Consider the following 15,226-nt stretch of genomic DNA (forward strand, 5'->3'; position numbering starts at 1 on the left):
GTCGGCGCTTACTGGTAACCCAGCGAATGCAGCGCACGCTCATCGTCGGACCAGCCACCCTTCACCTTGACCCACAGGTGCAGCATGACCTTGGAATCGAACAGCACTTCCATATCCTTGCGCGCTTCCTGGCCGATACGTTTGATGCGCTCGCCCTTGTCGCCGATGATGATCTTCTTCTGCCCGTCACGCTCGACCAGAATCAGCGCATGGATGTGCAACACGCGGCCTTCCTGCTTGAAGTCCTCGATCTCCACGGTGATCTGGTAAGGCACCTCGGCGCCAAGCTGTCGCATGATCTTCTCGCGCACCAGCTCGGCGGCGAGGAAACGACTGCTGCGATCGGTGATCTGGTCCTCCGGGAAGAAGTGCTCACTCTCGGGCAGATGATCGGCGACCAGTTTTTCCAGCGTTTCCAGGTTCTGTCCGTGCTGCGCCGAAATCGGCACGATCTCCGCGTTCGGCAGCTGCTCGGCCAGCCAGCGCAGATGCGGCAACAGCTCGGCCTTGTCCTCGACACGGTCGGTCTTGTTGACCGCAACGATCAACGGTCCGGTAACGTACTGCACCCGCTCGAGCACGGCCTGGTCTTCGTCGGTCCAGCGGGTGCGGTCGACGACGAAGATCACCACGTCGACATCCTTCAATGCCGAGGCAGCAGTGCGGTTCATGTAGCGGTTGAGCGCCGTCTCGCCATCTTTGTGCAGCCCCGGCGTGTCCACATAGACGGCCTGAACGCCGCCCTCGGTCTTGATGCCGAGCATGTTATGCCGCGTCGTCTGCGGCTTGCGCGAGGTGATCGCCAGCTTCTGGCCAAGGATGTGGTTGAGCAGCGTCGACTTGCCGACGTTCGGCCGGCCGACGATCGCCACGTAACCGCAACGGCTGACGTCTTCGGATTGCAGCTGTTCGTCAGTCATGTCCGTTCTCCACGCCCAAGGCGATCAATGCGGCTGCCGCGGCAACCTGTTCGGCAATTCGGCGGCTAGCGCCCTGCCCGTGGGTTTTCTCGTTCAGCAAAGCGACCTGACATTCGACGAAGAAGGTGCGGCAATGCGGTTCGCCCTGGATATCCACCACCTCGTAACGCGGCAGCTCACAGGCACGCGATTGCAGAAATTCCTGCAGCCGGGTCTTCGGGTCCTTGTTGGTATCGACCAGGGTCAGGCCTTGCAGCTCGTTGGCCAACCAGGCGACGACCCGCTCGCGAGCAACGTCCATGCCCGCGTCCAGATAAATGGCACCGATCAGCGCTTCGAGGGTGTCGGCCAGGATAGATTCGCGGCGGTAACCGCCGCTCTTGAGCTCACCGGAGCCCAGGCGCAAATATTCGCCGAGCTCGAATCCACGCGCCAGTACCGCCAGCGTCTCGCCCTTGACCAGACGGGCGCGCAGACGCGACAGCTGCCCCTCACGGGCTTGCGGAAAATGATTGAACAGCGCCTCACCGGCAACGAAATTGAGAATGGCGTCGCCGAGAAACTCCAGACGCTCGTTGTTGCGTCCGGCATAGCTACGATGGGTCAGGGCCAGGAGCATCAGCTCCTGATCCTTGAATTGATAACCGAGCCTGCGCTCGAGACGGGCTAACGAAGTGCTCACGGCATCCTTAGGCGATATTCTTTATCGAAGTTCGCCACCAGATCGAGATTGCGGATCAGCGGCTCGCGTTTTTCGTATTTCAGGTGCGCCCTGAATTCGTTGTTCTGGATCTCGACCTTCAGCGCTTCCTTCAGGTCGATGTTCTGGATGCCGTTTACCTGCATCCCCTTGCTGACATGACTATAGAACTCCCCGACGCTCTGAATCTCAAGCGCTTCGTCGGTTTCCACGGACTGGATGATCTTGTCCATGGACATGTAATCGAAGTAATGCGGGAACATTTTAAATCCCGTGCTGGCCACAAACGCCACGATTGCCAGGACCATGATCCAGCTCAGCATGGACAGCCCTTTTTGCGAACGCGCAAAACTCATGTCGACCTCTATGTCGTTACGATACCCACCGATCGGGGCAGGACAAATATAGCGAGCCCGGTTCGCTCAGCGACGGCCGCAATTCACAGCTTTCAGTGAATCAGGCCCACGCGGGAGAAATTCGGCAGATTGCTGAGCTTCGGATCAGGCCAGCTCATCCAGACGGCGAACGCCTTGCCGACGATGTTACGGTCCGGGACCATGCCAGCCAGCTCCGCGGGAATCGACTCGTCCTGCCAATAGCGGCTGTCATTCGAGTTATCGCGATTATCGCCCATCATGAAGTAGTGCTCAGCCGGCACGGTCCACTGGCGGCTCGGCTCGATGCGATAGCGGCCCATTTCCTTGCGAATCAGGTGCTCCATCTCGCCCAGCTTTTCCCGATACAGCACGGCGCTGCCCAAGCTGCCCGGCTCCTCGCCGACCAGTGTCTCGGCAACCGGCTGATCGTTGATGAACAGCCGACGATCGCTGCTGTAACGCACGGTGTCGCCAGGCAGGCCGACGACCCGTTTGATGTAGTTGATGCTCGGTTGATTCGGATAGCGGAACACCATGACGTCGCCACGCTTCGGGTCGCTGACTTCGATCACCTTGGTATCCACTACCGGCAGGCGGATGCCATAGGCGAACTTGTTCACCAGAATGAAATCGCCAATTTCCAACGTGGGGATCATCGAGCCGGAGGGAATCTGGAACGGCTCGACCAGGAACGAGCGCAGCACCAGCACGATGGCCAGCACCGGGAAGAACGACTTGCCGTACTCGATCAGCACCGGCTCCTTGTTCAACGCCTCAAGGGTCGATGGATCGATTTCCCCGGTGCGCCCTTCGTAGTTGGCGATCGCAGCCCGGCGGCGGGGGGCGAAGAACAACAGGTCGCTCAGCGCCAACAGGCCGCAGACAGCCACGGCGATGACAAGCAACAACGGGAAATTGATCGACATATCAGCTGTCCACCTTCAGCACGGCGAGGAACGCCTCCTGCGGGATTTCGACGTTGCCTACCTGCTTCATGCGCTTCTTACCGGCTTTCTGCTTTTCCAGCAGCTTGCGCTTACGGCTCACATCGCCGCCGTAGCATTTGGCCAGAACGTTCTTGCGCAACGCCTTGACCGTACTGCGGGCAACGATCTGGCCGCCGATGGCCGCCTGAATCGCCACATCGAACATCTGACGCGGGATAAGCTCCTTCATCTTCTCGACTAGGATGCGGCCCTTGTAGTGGGCATTGTCGCGGTGGACGATCAGTGCCAACGCGTCGACCTTGTCGCCGTTGATGAGGATATCCAGGCGCGTCAGGTTGGCCGACTGGAAACATTCGAAGCTGTAGTCCAGCGAGGCGTAACCGCGGCTGCACGATTTCAAGCGATCGAAGAAGTCCAGCACCACCTCGCTCATCGGCAGGTCGTAACGCACCTGCACCTGACTGCCGAGGAACTGCAGGTCGCGCTGCACGCCGCGCTTCTCGATGCATAGCGTGATGACGTTGCCCAGGTGTTCCTGGGGCACGAGGATGTTGGCGCGCACGATCGGCTCGCGCATGTCCTCGACGGAGGACATGTCGGGCAGCTTCGAAGGGCTGTCGACGTAGATGGTGTCGCCGTTCTTCAACAGCAACTCGTAAACAACCGTCGGCGCGGTGGTGATCAGATCCAGGTCGTACTCGCGCTCGAGGCGTTCCTGAATGATCTCCATATGCAGCATGCCGAGGAAGCCGATACGGAAGCCGAAGCCCAACGCGTCGGAGCTTTCCGGTTCGTATTGCAACGCGGCATCGTTGAGGGTCAGCTTCTGCAGCGCTTCGCGAAAATCCTCGAAGTCGTCCGAACTGACCGGGAACAGACCGGCATAGACCTGCGGCTTAACGCGTTTGAAACCGGGCAACATTTCCACGTCCGGCGTGCTCGACAGTGTCAGCGTGTCGCCCACTGGAGCGCCGAGAATGTCCTTGATGCCGGCGATGATGAAGCCCACCTCGCCAGCCTTGAGGTCTGCCGTGGCGGTGTGCTTGGGGTTGAACACGCCGACACTGTCCACCTGGTGGACCTTGCCGGTGGATTTCACCAGCACCTTGTCGCCCTTCTTGATACGACCGTGGCGAACCCGTACCAGCGATACGACGCCCAGATAGTTGTCGAACCATGAGTCGATGATCAACGCCTGCAACGGCGCCTCGACATCGCCGGTCGGCGGCGGGATCACCGCGACCAGGCGCTCGAGCACCTCGTCCACGCCCATGCCGCTCTTGGCGCTGCAGGCCACCGCGTCGGTCGCATCGATGCCGATGATGTGCTCGATCTCTTCCTTGACCTTGTCCGGATCGGCCTGTGGCAGGTCCATCTTGTTCAGCACCGGCATCACTTCCAGGCCCTGTTCGATCGCCGTGTAGCAGTTGGCTACCGATTGCGCCTCGACGCCCTGGCCAGCATCGACTACCAGCAGTGCACCCTCGCACGCGGCCAGCGAGCGACTGACTTCATAGGTGAAGTCGACGTGGCCGGGCGTATCGATGAAATTCAACTGGTAGGTCTTGCCGTCGCGCGCGGTGTAATAAAGCGTGACGCTGTGGGCTTTGATGGTGATGCCGCGCTCGCGCTCGAGATCCATCGAATCCAGCACCTGGGCTTCCATTTCACGCTCGGTCAGACCACCACACATCTGGATAAAACGGTCTGCCAGGGTCGACTTGCCGTGATCGATATGGGCGATGATGGAAAAATTGCGGATATGACTCAGGTCACTCACAGCTCAACACTCGGAATAGTCGCGGGCCGATTGCCCGCCGAAAATAGCCGCGAAGTGTAACTGATCAACCCTTGCAGTGCCACGCACAAGCCATCCGCAGCTGATGAGCAACGCAACGGACGTACTGTTACGTCTTGAAAATGAAAAAGGGCGGTAATAACCGCCCTTCCAGATTCACCAGCCAGCGTCTTATTCAGCGAGCTTGAAAGTAATGAAACTCGCACGCCCCTGACGCAGAACTCGCATCGAAACGGATCGATTCTTCGGCAATTGCTCAGCCACTCGAGCAAATGTTGCCGCCGAATTGATGGCCTGATTATTCAGATGGGTGATGACATCGCCCGGGCGCAGCCCAATCATCGCAGCCGGCCCGTTGAGAATCTCAGTGATCACCACGCCGCCCGGTAAATCCAGGCTCTTCTTCTGCTCATCGGTCAGCTCAGTGACTTTTACACCCAGGCGGTTATCGCTGCGTTCCTGGCCGCCACCAGAGGCTGCCACGGATTCGCCCTCTTCCGGCATGGCGCCGATCTTGACGTCGAGCATCTTGCGATCACCGTCGCGAACCACTTCCATTCGTGCGGAGCTGCCAGGCTTGAGTGCTCCGACCAAATGAGGCAGATCAGCAGACATGACAATCGGCTTGTCGTTGAGGCTCAGAATCACATCACCGACACGCAGGCCACCGCGCGCTGCCGGACCGCCATCCATAACCTGAGCCACCAGGGCACCCGCTGGACGCTCAAGACCAAAAGACTCAGCCAGATCCTTGTTGACTTCCTGGATGACCACGCCAAGCCAGCCCCGACTCACCTTGCCTTCGGTTCGCAGCTGATTGGCAACATCCATTGCCACATCGATCGGAATGGCGAAGGACAGCCCCATGAAGCCACCGGAGCGCGTGAATATCTGCGAGTTGATGCCAATCACCTCACCGTCGAGGTTAAACAGCGGACCACCGGAATTACCCGGGTTGATTGCCACGTCGGTCTGAATGAACGGCACGTAGCTCTCATTGGGCAAGCTGCGGCCAGTCGCACTGACAATGCCGGCGGTCACCGTATGATCGAAACCAAACGGCGAGCCAATGGCGAGCACCCACTCCCCTGCTTTCAGCTCATCAGAACGGCCAATCTTGACGGTCGGCAGTCCCTTGCCCTCGACCTTCAGCACCGCCACGTCGGAGCGCGGATCGGCACCGATTAGCTTGGCTTCCAGCTCGCTTCGATCCGGCAGACGAACGATGATTTCGTCGGCATCGGCAACCACGTGATTGTTGGTCAGGACATAACCGTCTTCGGAAATGATGAAACCCGAACCGAGCGACTGCGCTTCACGCTGCTGGCCGCGACCCGGGGCGCCCGGCATCTGTGGGATGCTGTGTTCGAAGAACTCGCGAAAAATCGGCGGCAGCCCTTCGAGTTCCGGCATCTGCGCAGTCGCACCGCGGCTCTGCACCTTCTGCTTGGTGCTGATATTGACTACCGCTGGCGAGGCACTTTCGACCAGCGGCGTGAAATCAGGCAATTCCGCCTGGGCAACGACAGCATGGCCCAGCAATGCCAGGCCCGCCACGAAGGCGAAGCAGCTGTTTCGATTGAACATGACTACAAGTCTCCCCACTGACAAAACAAGGAAGCTCAGGGACTCGCAGGCCCCGCGAGCATGGCGCGCAAAACCACCGGCTGCAGATTCGGGTCAGCTGCGGTACGGCGGCTTCGCATACGCACGAATAGCCAGGAAATGAAGAAGCCCCCGAGACCTGCCAGAATAACGATCGGCTCACGCGTCGACAGCTGAGCGGCCAGCGAAGCGGCCGCCATCAGCACGATAAGAGGGAGAAGATAGACAAGGACGGCACCGCGCAGCAACACGTCCTCGCGGATGCCCACAACGACACCGTCACCGACCTGCAGGTGGAGATCGCAGAGCGCTCTGATGAGGCCGCGCTGTTCGCGAACACCGAGGGTATCCATCAAGCCTTGGCCACAGCCACTCTTCGCGGAACAGCCAGAGCAGGTAGTCTTGCGCCGAGTCTCGACCCATACAGCGCCGACATCCAGCGCGACTACCCGCCCAGGCTCTTCGATCATCGTTGTGCCTGTTCCGAACTGGCTCGCATGGACAGGGCAACCCGCTCAGCCGTACCAAGTGGAATCTCGCCCACCACGGTCACCATGACATCGCCATCCGCAGTACTGATGCGCTTAGAGACCGCGACGGTAGGCCCCATCTGGCTTCGCGCATCCTCAACCAAGGCGCCGCGCAGCGGCTCCAGAAACACGGAAAACTTCGCTAGACCATCACCGTAGGACAACCAGGAAACAGTTTCGGAAGAGGCGGGACTAGGTCGTTCGTTGGCATCCAGTAGCGTGAAGCCGGAAGGCAACCAGTCGGAGCGCCAGGGCGATGTAGGATTCGCCTCGCGCCGGTTCACGGTCACTGGATTGCAATCGGCGCCGGGCTTCAGTTGCTCGGCAGATACACTGCCAGCCGTGAACTGGGTGAATTGGAAACGCTCGAGCAGCTGCCCTTTCTCGTTCAGCATCAGCGACTTGAGGGGCAATGCGGTATCTTGGTCGAGATGCAGTTCGAAGCCGTAACGGTGCTGATCCTTCGGCACGACAGCCAGCGCCACGGCAGGGCGGCCAGCAACTCTTGAATCCCCGATCTCACGGAATTCGTACCACTCGGAGAGTGCTTTCGGATCGAGACGCTGCCCGTGCCAGGCTTGCGCTTCACGCACTTGCGCCGCGAGGTCATCGGTAGCGCATTGCATCTGACCATTTACAAGCAGAACTTCAGCCGGAGCTCCGTCAAGCTGAAGCAATCGCTCCTGCACTTGACCTTCTTCGACCTGCTGCCACACGGCATGACTGGAAAAGCTACCATTGCGTTCGTAGACGAACGTACCGGTATAACTCTGTTTCTGCTCTGCCGCCGCAAGTCGCTCCATCCAGGACTCGGCATCAGCAGCAAGGGCCGGCATCGATAGCCAGCCCCCCATCACCACATACAGCGGTAATACGCGCATGTTTCTCCCTAACGTTCTTCCATGCTGGCCGCGCGAGCGTAAGGCAGCGCGCTCTCCGATCCATTACCAAAGGCAGCTTGCTGGGCATGCTGACGAACATATGAAGGCAGACGCTCTTCGTGCCAGCGCTCTACCGGAGCGCCATCTGCCGCTGCCTGTGCAGGCGCTTCGGTTTGCTCACTGTAACCAGCCAGAACCGCCGGCCCTTGACTGGTCTGCGGAACCGAAATACTTGGTTGCGGAGCCTGCTGCGCTAGCTGCGGACCAGCAACCTCATTCTGATTGTACAGACGTACACCGGCCAGAACAGCGACTGTAACCGAAGCAGCCACTGCCAGCCGGCCGAGGCCTTTCCATCCGTTACGTTGCGCCTTGACCGGCGCGGCTTCATCAGCCAACGCAGCCGATACCGCAGAAGCGATATCCAGGCGCGGCTCAATCAACTCCTTGTGCATGGCGGCACGGGCAAGTTGATAACGCGACCAAGTAGCACGTAGCTCCGGGTTGTCGCCTGCGAGCATGCGACGTAATTCCAACTCGTCCGCTTCGTTATCCATCACCGCGGACAGCGATTCATGCAGGGCTTCACGACTCATGGCGGTTCCTCTCTTGGCTGTCGCCGCTGTCTCAGGATTCATGCAACAAGGGTTGCAATGCTTTATCTATGGCTTCACGTGCCCGGAAGATCCGGGAACGCACTGTGCCCACCGGACACTGCATGACGCTCGCAATGTCTTCATAACTAAGACCATCAAATTCACGCAGTGTTAGAGCCGTACGCAAATCTTCTGGCAAAAGTTGAATGGTTCGATGAACGGTATCTTCAATCTCATCCCTGAGCAGCGAGCGTTCCGGTGACTCGATGTCCTTGAGAGCGTGATCGCCCTCATAAAACTCGGCGTCCTCGGAACTCACATCACTATCCGGCGGGCGTCTGCCGCGTGCCACCAGATGATTCTTCGCCGTATTGATGGCGATGCGGTACAGCCAAGTGTAGAAAGCGCTGTCACCGCGAAAATTGGCTAGTGCGCGGTAGGCTTTGATAAAAGCCTCTTGGGCAACATCCTGAGCTTCATGAGAGTCATGCACGAACCGCACGATCAACCCAAGGATCTTGTGCTGGTATTTCATTACCAGCAGATCAAACGCCCGCTTGTCACCACGCTGCACTCGTTCAACCAGCTGCTGGTCCTGCTCCTGAGTCAACATGAACGCTCCTTCTCGGTAGCGGAGTAGCGTCGCTCACACCAGCGAACCGACCTGCCAGAATAGACCCGGGCTTTACGCAAAAGTTCTCCCCCCTCCTAGCAAGCTATCCTGCAATACCTGACGGCGATTGCACCACAGCGTTGCGCCATTGCTGACGACGCCGTCCTGGTGTCCATAGCAAACTCTCACCGCCCATTCACGATGGCCAGCTGGTTTGCATTCATAACTGCCTATTGAGCCACCCCGCGAAGAAAAAGTTCCCTTCGTTAGAAGACAAACACACAGTCGCCTATTTTGGCGCTACATCCCGTCTATATACTAGGGCTCGTTTTTCCCGCCGGAATTGGACATGAACCAGGTTCTACGATACGACGTGCTGGTCATCGGCAGCGGTGCCGCCGGCTTGACCTTGGCGCTCAACCTGCCGACCGATCTTCGCATCGCCGTTCTCAGCAAGGGCGATCTCTCCAACGGCTCCACCTACTGGGCCCAAGGTGGCGTCGCCGCAGTACTGGATACGACCGACACCGTAGAGTCACATGTCGCCGACACCCTCATCGCCGGAGGAGGCCTGTGCCGCGAAGATGCCGTCCGTTTCACGGTCGAGCACAGCAATGAGGCCATCCAGTGGCTGATCGAGCAAGGGGTGCCCTTCACGCGGGACAATGCCCCGGATCGCGAAGACGGCAGTTTCGAATTTCACCTGACTCGCGAGGGCGGCCATAGCCATCGGCGCATCATTCACGCAGCCGACGCCACTGGCGCAGCCATTTTCAACACACTGCTTGGCCAGGCCAGAAAGCAGAACAATATCGAGCTTCTACAGCAGCGCGTTGCAGTCGACCTGATCAGCGAACACAAACTCGGGCTGCCGGGCAGGCGCTGCCTGGGCGCCTATGTGCTCAATCGCAGCACCGGCGAGGTCGAAACCTTCCAGTCACGATTCGTCGTACTGGCTACCGGCGGCGCGGCCAAGGTTTACCTGTACACCAGCAACCCGGACAGCGCGTGCGGCGACGGCATTGCGATGGCCTGGCGAGCGGGCTGCCGCGTCGGCAATCTGGAATTCAACCAGTTCCACCCTACCTGCCTCTATCACCCGCAAGCGAAGAGCTTTCTGGTGACCGAAGCCCTGCGCGGGGAAGGTGCCTTGCTCAAGCTGCCTAACGGCGAGCGTTTCATGCCGCGTTTCGATGCCAGGGAGGAACTCGCCCCGCGCGATATCGTCGCACGCGCAATCGACCACGAAATGAAGCGACTGGGCATCGACTGCGTCTACCTCGATATCAGCCACAAGCCTGCCGAGTTCATCAAAAGCCACTTCCCCACCGTCTACGAGCGCTGCCTGGAATACGGCATCGACATCACCAGCCAGCCGATTCCGGTGGTACCCGCAGCGCACTACACCTGCGGCGGCGTAGTCGTGGACCAGGCTGGCCGCACCGACATCCCGGGCCTCTACGCCATCGGCGAGACCAGTTTCACGGGCCTGCACGGCGCGAACCGCATGGCCAGCAACTCGCTGCTCGAATGCTTCGTCTACGGCCGGGCGGCCGCTCAGGACATCCTTCGCGAACTGCCCCAAGTCACCAACGCAGCAACGTTACCTGCATGGGACGCCAGCCAAGTGACCGACTCCGACGAAGACGTGATCATCGCGCACAACTGGGACGAGCTGCGGCGCTTCATGTGGGACTACGTCGGCATCGTTCGCACCAACAAACGGCTGATGCGCGCGCAGCACCGAGTGCGCCTGCTGCTGAGCGAGATCGACGAGTTCTACAGCAACTACAAGGTCAGTCGTGACTTGCTCGAACTACGCAATCTGGCGCTGGTTGCAGACCTGATGATTCGCTCGGCCATGCTGCGCAAGGAGAGCCGAGGACTGCACTACACCCTCGACTACCCGGAGCTGCTGCCGCAGGCGGTCGACACTATTCTGGCGCCGCCCACCTACGTCGACTGAACTTGAGCCGCACCCGAAGTCGACGATGCTGCTCTCGCGGTAGTGCGTCGCGGGGCACGCAGATGCTGCCAACTAAACGCCGGCCCGGCACGCGAAAACGCAGCACGACTATCAGTGGCAGCGCCAGGCTGTCAGGCAGCAACTGAACTGCCTGCCAACCTTGCCGCTCGCTCCACAGATGCCAGCCCGCAGCATCGTGGCGCAGGCCAGACCAGGCATCCCGACTGGACAGTAGAATCCCGCGCGGCAACACCCACAGCGCGTGGGCCAGACAAAACAGAAGCGCTATCAGCTGCAACCATAGCGGCGCAGCCGACAGCACGATGGCGGCCAAGGCGAGCGCCTGAACCCCGAGATAGAGTGTCAACAACCAGCTGGACGGCTGCCAGAGACACTCGAATGATTGATTACTTGGGCTGGACACGATCGAGGATCATGCGAACCATGCGCCGCAGGTCCTCATCCTCGGGCTCACCGCGCTGCATGAACCAGCCGAACATGTCCTGATCCTCGCAACTCAGCAGCTTGCGATAGCGGTGCTGATCTTCCTCATCGAGACCTGGATAGACCTCCTTGACGAAAGGCACCAGCAACACATCCAGCTCCAACATGCCGCGACGGCTTTGCCAAAACAGACGATTGAGTTCGGATTGCTCAGCCATACATCGGCTCCTTTTGAGAAGGCGCGCATTATAGCGGCTGCACCGAACTCATCAGTCGCTTTTTTCGTCGAGCTGCAAACCCTTCATCACGCAACCGTTTCCGCCGGGCTGCTATGATGCCCACCCGGATTCTGACGACGACCAATCATGACCGACACTGCTTATTTTTGCGTTCTGTCGCATGAAGGCGTCCTTGCCGTACGCGGCCCGGATGCCAGCAAGTTTCTCCAGGGTCAGCTGACCTGCAACCTCAACTACCTCAACGCCGAGACATCCACTCTGGGCGCACGCTGCACGCCCAAGGGGCGCATGCAGTCGAGTTTCCGCATCGTGCTGGATGGCGACGGTTACCTGCTGGCAATGGCCAGTGAGCTGCTGCAACTGCAACAAGCCGATCTGAACAAATACGCCGTATTTTCCAAGTCCCGCCTGAACGACGAGAGCGCCGACTGGTGCCGATTCGGTCTTGCGGGCGGAGACGGCTCGCTGGTCAGCCTGGGCCTGGATCTGCCGCTTACCGCCGACAGTGTGGTGCGGAGCCACGGCATGATCGCGATCCGTCTGCAGGATGGCCGCGTCGAGCTCTGGACCCCAGGCGCCGACGCCGAGCAGGTCCGCACGCGCCTGGCCGCGCAGCTTCAGGAAGCGCCAGTCAATCGCTGGCTGCTGGACCAGGTTCGCGCCGGCATCGGCCAGGTATTCGGCAGCACTCGCGAGCTGTTCATCCCGCAGATGATCAATTTGCAGGCACTGGGCGGCGTGAGTTTCAAAAAGGGCTGCTATACCGGCCAGGAAATCGTCGCGCGCATGCAGTATCTGGGCAAACTCAAGCGCCGCCTGCAGCGCCTGTTGATCGACGGCAGACAGGACGAGCTGCCAGCTCCGGGCGTTGAGATTTTCTCGCCGGTGCATGGCTCCAGCGTCGGCGAGGTCGTGCTAGCCGCCAGTGACACCGACCGAATCGAGCTACTGGCCGTACTGCAGGAGGATGCCGCCGCTGACGGCCGCCTGTATCTGGGCTCCCCGGACGGATTGCCGATGAGTCTGCTCGAGCTTCCCTACAGCCTGAATGCGGATCTGGAAATTCAGCGCTAGTGCGAACCGGAGCCAGAAAGCAAATACCTGAGAGGCGCACTATGGACCACGGGCAAAGCACCCTGACCTGAAGCGCCCTAGCGACACTGACCGACACATAAAGGAATGACATGAGCACCCTTGCCGAGAAAGTCCAGCGCGATCTGACGCTCGCGATCGAGAACGATGAATTGGTTCTGCCTACCCTGCCGGAGGTGGCATTGCGCGTCCGCGAGGCGGCCGAGGACCCGGACATCAGCATTCCGGCACTGAGCAAGGTGATAGGCGCCGACGCAGCCCTCGCCGCACGCATCATCAAGGTGGTCAACAGCCCGCTGCTGCGTACCAGTCGCGAGATCGACGATCTGCAGATGGCGGTCAGCCGTCTCGGCATCAATTACACCTGCAACCTGGCCACAGGCCTGGCGATGGAGCAGATGTTCCAGGCGACCACCGATGTCGTCGATCGCAAGATGCGCGAGGTCTGGAACAAGAGCACCGAAGTCGCCGCCATCAGTCATGTGCTCTGCCGTCACTACACACGATTGATGCCTGATCAGGCGACCCTGGCCGGACTGGTCCATCAGATCGGCATATTGCCGATCCTGACCTACGCAGAAGAGCACAGCGCCCTGCTATCGGACTCGTTCAGCCTCAATCACGTCATCGACAAGATTCACCCGATGGTGGGTGAGAAAATCCTGCGCACCTGGGATTTCCCGGAGGCAATCGTGTCGGTGGCTGGTCAGTACACCGATTTCCAGCGCAATACGGCCGCAGTCGATTATGTAGACGTGGTGCAAGTCGCCACCCTGCAGAGCTATATGGGCACCCAGCACCCTTACGCGCAGCTGGACTGGAGCGAGGTTCCCGCCTTCGCCAAGCTGGGGCTCGATCCGAGCGAACTGATGCAGGAGGACGAGGACCTGTCTGCCGCCATGGACGCAGCCATGAGCATGCTTCAGTAAGCACCGAACACCGTTCGCCCGAAAGCGAGGAACCGTCCCTATGGCACCTAGTCACAAAAAGGGACGGCAATCTCGCCGCATCGCGCCTTGTGTCTGCCTCCCGGCCAACACAAGTCAGGTGAAGAAAGGAGAACGCAATGACCAGAGCAACCAAAACAATTTTCTCGGGCGCATTCGCCTTGCTGTTCGGAGTAGCGGCTAACCTGGCGCTTGCCGCCGAAGGCGAAAACTTCGTCGACGAGGCTTCGGCCAAAGGTATTGCAGAAATCGAAACGGCAAAGATGGCCCTGGACAAGGGTACGTCGGAGGATGTGAAGCAGTTCGCCCAGATGATGATCGACGACCACACCAAGGCCAATCAGGAGCTTGCGCAACTGGCCCAGGCCAAAGACCTGGAAATGTCCGACGAGGCCACGCTGATGGACAAGGCCAAAGCCATGATCCTGAAGCTGCGTGATGGCGAGAATTTCGACGAAGCCTACGCCAACAATCAGGTCGTCGCTCACGAGCAGACCATCGAGATGTATCAGGACTACGTGGAGGGTGGCGAGAACGCCGACCTGAAGCAGTTCGCTCAAAAAACGCTGCCGAAGCTGGAAGAGCATCTCAAGCAGGCCAAGGACCTTCAGGCCAAGCACGGCGCCAAAGACTGACCAAAAACTAGCCCGATACCGCCTGGGGGTCGGGCTAAACCTCAGCTGGAAGCTGCCAGTCGATCACCTGCATTCCCTGCTGCTTGAGAAACTGGTTGGCGCGACTGAAGTGACCGTTACCGATGAATCCGCGGTGCGCCGAGAGCGGCGAAGGATGCACCGACTTCAGCATCAGATGCCGCGTGGCGTCTATCAGTTTCGATTTGGATTGCGCATGGGCGCCCCAAAGCATGAATACCAGGTGCGGACGCCGCTCGCTGACCACCTCAATGATTCGATCGGTGAACAGCTGCCACCCCGCTTTGGCATGCGAACCGGCGACACCCTGTTCCACGGTGAGCGAAGTATTGAGCAATAGCACGCCCTGTTCTGCCCAGTGCTGCAGATAGCCATGCCGAGGGATATCAAGATTCAAGTCGCGCTTGAGTTCCTTGAAGATGTTCTGCAGTGACGGCGGTGGTGCCACGCCCGGCTGTACCGAAAAGCAAAGCCCATGGGCCTGACCGGCACCGTGGTAGGGGTCCTGCCCAAGGATCACTACCTTGACCTGATCGAGCGGCGTGGAATTGAGCGCGTTGAAGATCATCGGCCCCGGCGGAAATATCACCTTGCCCGCAGCCTTCTCTCGCCGAAGGAAAGCGCCAAGCTCAAGCATGTATGGCTTGTCGAACTCCTCGCGCAGCGCTTCTTTCCAGCCAGCCTCCAGCCTGATGCGATCGTCTTGAGTCATGAGCTGCTTCCGGATGGCGTAGCCGCCGAACCCTAAAAAACGCCGTCATGGTTGTCAACCGCAAACCGGCGAAATCACGGCGTCACCGCAAGATTCACCCTCCCTCCTTTAGTCATAATCGCACCTGGCTCACGTACTGACGCCGGCGCCGCCTTCGAGCCGCACATAAAGAGTGACGCACGCACCGGCGGCAGGGTAAAAAAGCT

The 15,226-nt window shown here is 59.7% G+C and carries 17 protein-coding genes; 4 read left to right on the top strand and 13 right to left on the bottom strand.

The window, feature by feature from the left end; all coding sequences use genetic code 11:
* Positions 1-8: 8 nt before the first annotated feature.
* From era to rpoE, 10 genes are all read right to left on the bottom strand, one after another.
* Positions 9-920 carry a GTPase Era gene (gene era / locus BM275_RS02235; protein ID WP_090519150.1) on the bottom strand — a complete coding sequence of 304 codons (912 nt, stop codon included), beginning with the start codon at positions 918-920 and terminating at the stop codon, positions 9-11.
* Positions 913-1,602, bottom strand: a complete 690-nt coding sequence (rnc, locus tag BM275_RS02240; RefSeq protein WP_003302298.1) for a ribonuclease III — start codon at positions 1,600-1,602, stop codon at positions 913-915. The genes era and rnc overlap by 8 nt, the downstream gene beginning before the upstream one ends.
* A complete protein-coding gene (locus BM275_RS02245; protein ID WP_041014721.1) occupies positions 1,599-1,976 on the bottom strand; it encodes a DUF4845 domain-containing protein in 378 nt (125 codons plus the stop codon). Before BM275_RS02245 ends, rnc begins: the two co-directional genes overlap by 4 nt.
* A 92-nt stretch (positions 1,977-2,068) precedes the next feature.
* Positions 2,069-2,923 (bottom strand): signal peptidase I, encoded by an 855-nt coding sequence (gene lepB, locus BM275_RS02250; protein WP_090519151.1) that lies wholly within the window; start codon positions 2,921-2,923, stop codon positions 2,069-2,071.
* Position 2,924: 1 nt separating this feature from the next.
* Positions 2,925-4,724 carry a translation elongation factor 4 gene (gene lepA / locus BM275_RS02255; protein WP_003293585.1) on the bottom strand — a complete coding sequence of 600 codons (1,800 nt, stop codon included), beginning with the start codon at positions 4,722-4,724 and terminating at the stop codon, positions 2,925-2,927.
* A 189-nt stretch (positions 4,725-4,913) separates the two neighbouring features.
* Positions 4,914-6,329 (bottom strand): DegQ family serine endoprotease, encoded by a 1,416-nt coding sequence (locus tag BM275_RS02260; protein WP_023443961.1) that lies wholly within the window; start codon positions 6,327-6,329, stop codon positions 4,914-4,916.
* Positions 6,330-6,364: 35 nt separating this feature from the next.
* Positions 6,365-6,817 carry a SoxR reducing system RseC family protein gene (locus BM275_RS02265; RefSeq protein WP_014819519.1) on the bottom strand — a complete coding sequence of 151 codons (453 nt, stop codon included), beginning with the start codon at positions 6,815-6,817 and terminating at the stop codon, positions 6,365-6,367.
* Entirely contained in the window at positions 6,814-7,758 is a 945-nt protein-coding gene (locus BM275_RS02270) for a MucB/RseB C-terminal domain-containing protein (protein WP_044315221.1), read from the bottom strand. Before BM275_RS02270 ends, BM275_RS02265 begins: the two co-directional genes overlap by 4 nt.
* An 8-nt stretch (positions 7,759-7,766) precedes the next feature.
* Entirely contained in the window at positions 7,767-8,354 is a 588-nt protein-coding gene (locus BM275_RS02275) for a sigma-E factor negative regulatory protein (protein WP_014819517.1), read from the bottom strand.
* A gap of 31 nt (positions 8,355-8,385) precedes the next feature.
* Positions 8,386-8,967: an RNA polymerase sigma factor RpoE/AlgU gene (rpoE, locus tag BM275_RS02280; RefSeq protein WP_003282114.1), complete on the bottom strand. Its 582-nt coding sequence runs from the start codon at positions 8,965-8,967 to the stop codon at positions 8,386-8,388.
* Positions 8,968-9,316: 349 nt separating this feature from the next.
* On the opposite strand from rpoE, the gene nadB reads away from it, so the two are divergent.
* A complete protein-coding gene (nadB, locus tag BM275_RS02285) occupies positions 9,317-10,933 on the top strand; it encodes an L-aspartate oxidase (protein WP_090519152.1) in 1,617 nt (538 codons plus the stop codon).
* Here the strand turns inward: nadB and BM275_RS02290 are convergent.
* Positions 10,902-11,357: a protein YgfX gene (locus BM275_RS02290; protein ID WP_080583050.1), complete on the bottom strand. Its 456-nt coding sequence runs from the start codon at positions 11,355-11,357 to the stop codon at positions 10,902-10,904. The genes nadB and BM275_RS02290 overlap by 32 nt on opposite strands.
* Positions 11,341-11,595: an FAD assembly factor SdhE gene (locus tag BM275_RS02295; protein WP_014819515.1), complete on the bottom strand. Its 255-nt coding sequence runs from the start codon at positions 11,593-11,595 to the stop codon at positions 11,341-11,343. The genes BM275_RS02290 and BM275_RS02295 overlap by 17 nt, the downstream gene beginning before the upstream one ends.
* Positions 11,596-11,742: 147 nt before the next feature.
* Between BM275_RS02295 and ygfZ the strand changes: the two genes are divergently transcribed.
* The 3 genes from ygfZ to BM275_RS02310 all read left to right on the top strand — a co-directional run bounded on the left by ygfZ (position 11,743) and on the right by BM275_RS02310 (position 14,290).
* Positions 11,743-12,690: a CAF17-like 4Fe-4S cluster assembly/insertion protein YgfZ gene (gene ygfZ / locus BM275_RS02300; protein WP_090519153.1), complete on the top strand. Its 948-nt coding sequence runs from the start codon at positions 11,743-11,745 to the stop codon at positions 12,688-12,690.
* Positions 12,691-12,800: 110 nt separating this feature from the next.
* Positions 12,801-13,637 carry an HDOD domain-containing protein gene (locus tag BM275_RS02305; RefSeq protein WP_090519154.1) on the top strand — a complete coding sequence of 279 codons (837 nt, stop codon included), beginning with the start codon at positions 12,801-12,803 and terminating at the stop codon, positions 13,635-13,637.
* Positions 13,638-13,774: 137 nt separating this feature from the next.
* Positions 13,775-14,290 carry a DUF4142 domain-containing protein gene (locus tag BM275_RS02310; RefSeq protein ID WP_023443967.1) on the top strand — a complete coding sequence of 172 codons (516 nt, stop codon included), beginning with the start codon at positions 13,775-13,777 and terminating at the stop codon, positions 14,288-14,290.
* Positions 14,291-14,324: 34 nt separating this feature from the next.
* On the opposite strand, the gene ung is transcribed toward BM275_RS02310, so the two are convergent.
* The gene (gene ung, locus BM275_RS02315) at positions 14,325-15,020 is read right to left on the bottom strand and encodes a uracil-DNA glycosylase (RefSeq protein ID WP_090519155.1); all 696 of its coding nucleotides are present in this window, start codon (positions 15,018-15,020) and stop codon (positions 14,325-14,327) included.
* Positions 15,021-15,226 lie beyond the last annotated feature (206 nt).

Origin of the sequence: Stutzerimonas kunmingensis, from assembly GCF_900114065.1 — a bacterium.
Lineage (GTDB): Bacteria > Pseudomonadota > Gammaproteobacteria > Pseudomonadales > Pseudomonadaceae > Stutzerimonas > Stutzerimonas kunmingensis.

Bases quoted from the DNA above. Each gene is read 5' to 3' on its own strand.
- era (WP_090519150.1), bottom strand. From the start codon at position 920: ATGACTGACGAACAGCTGCAATCCGAAGACGTCAGCCGTTGCGGTTAC.
- BM275_RS02245 (WP_041014721.1), bottom strand. From the start codon at position 1,976: ATGAGTTTTGCGCGTTCGCAAAAAGGGCTGTCCATGCTGAGCTGGATC.
- lepB (WP_090519151.1), bottom strand. From the start codon at position 2,923: ATGTCGATCAATTTCCCGTTGTTGCTTGTCATCGCCGTGGCTGTCTGC.
- BM275_RS02260 (WP_023443961.1), bottom strand. From the start codon at position 6,329: ATGTTCAATCGAAACAGCTGCTTCGCCTTCGTGGCGGGCCTGGCATTG.
- BM275_RS02265 (WP_014819519.1), bottom strand. From the start codon at position 6,817: ATGATCGAAGAGCCTGGGCGGGTAGTCGCGCTGGATGTCGGCGCTGTA.
- BM275_RS02270 (WP_044315221.1), bottom strand. From the start codon at position 7,758: ATGCGCGTATTACCGCTGTATGTGGTGATGGGGGGCTGGCTATCGATG.
- BM275_RS02275 (WP_014819517.1), bottom strand. From the start codon at position 8,354: ATGAGTCGTGAAGCCCTGCATGAATCGCTGTCCGCGGTGATGGATAAC.
- rpoE (WP_003282114.1), bottom strand. From the start codon at position 8,967: ATGTTGACTCAGGAGCAGGACCAGCAGCTGGTTGAACGAGTGCAGCGT.
- nadB (WP_090519152.1), top strand. From the start codon at position 9,317: ATGAACCAGGTTCTACGATACGACGTGCTGGTCATCGGCAGCGGTGCC.
- BM275_RS02295 (WP_014819515.1), bottom strand. From the start codon at position 11,595: ATGGCTGAGCAATCCGAACTCAATCGTCTGTTTTGGCAAAGCCGTCGC.
- ygfZ (WP_090519153.1), top strand. From the start codon at position 11,743: ATGACCGACACTGCTTATTTTTGCGTTCTGTCGCATGAAGGCGTCCTT.
- BM275_RS02305 (WP_090519154.1), top strand. From the start codon at position 12,801: ATGAGCACCCTTGCCGAGAAAGTCCAGCGCGATCTGACGCTCGCGATC.
- BM275_RS02310 (WP_023443967.1), top strand. From the start codon at position 13,775: ATGACCAGAGCAACCAAAACAATTTTCTCGGGCGCATTCGCCTTGCTG.
- ung (WP_090519155.1), bottom strand. From the start codon at position 15,020: ATGACTCAAGACGATCGCATCAGGCTGGAGGCTGGCTGGAAAGAAGCG.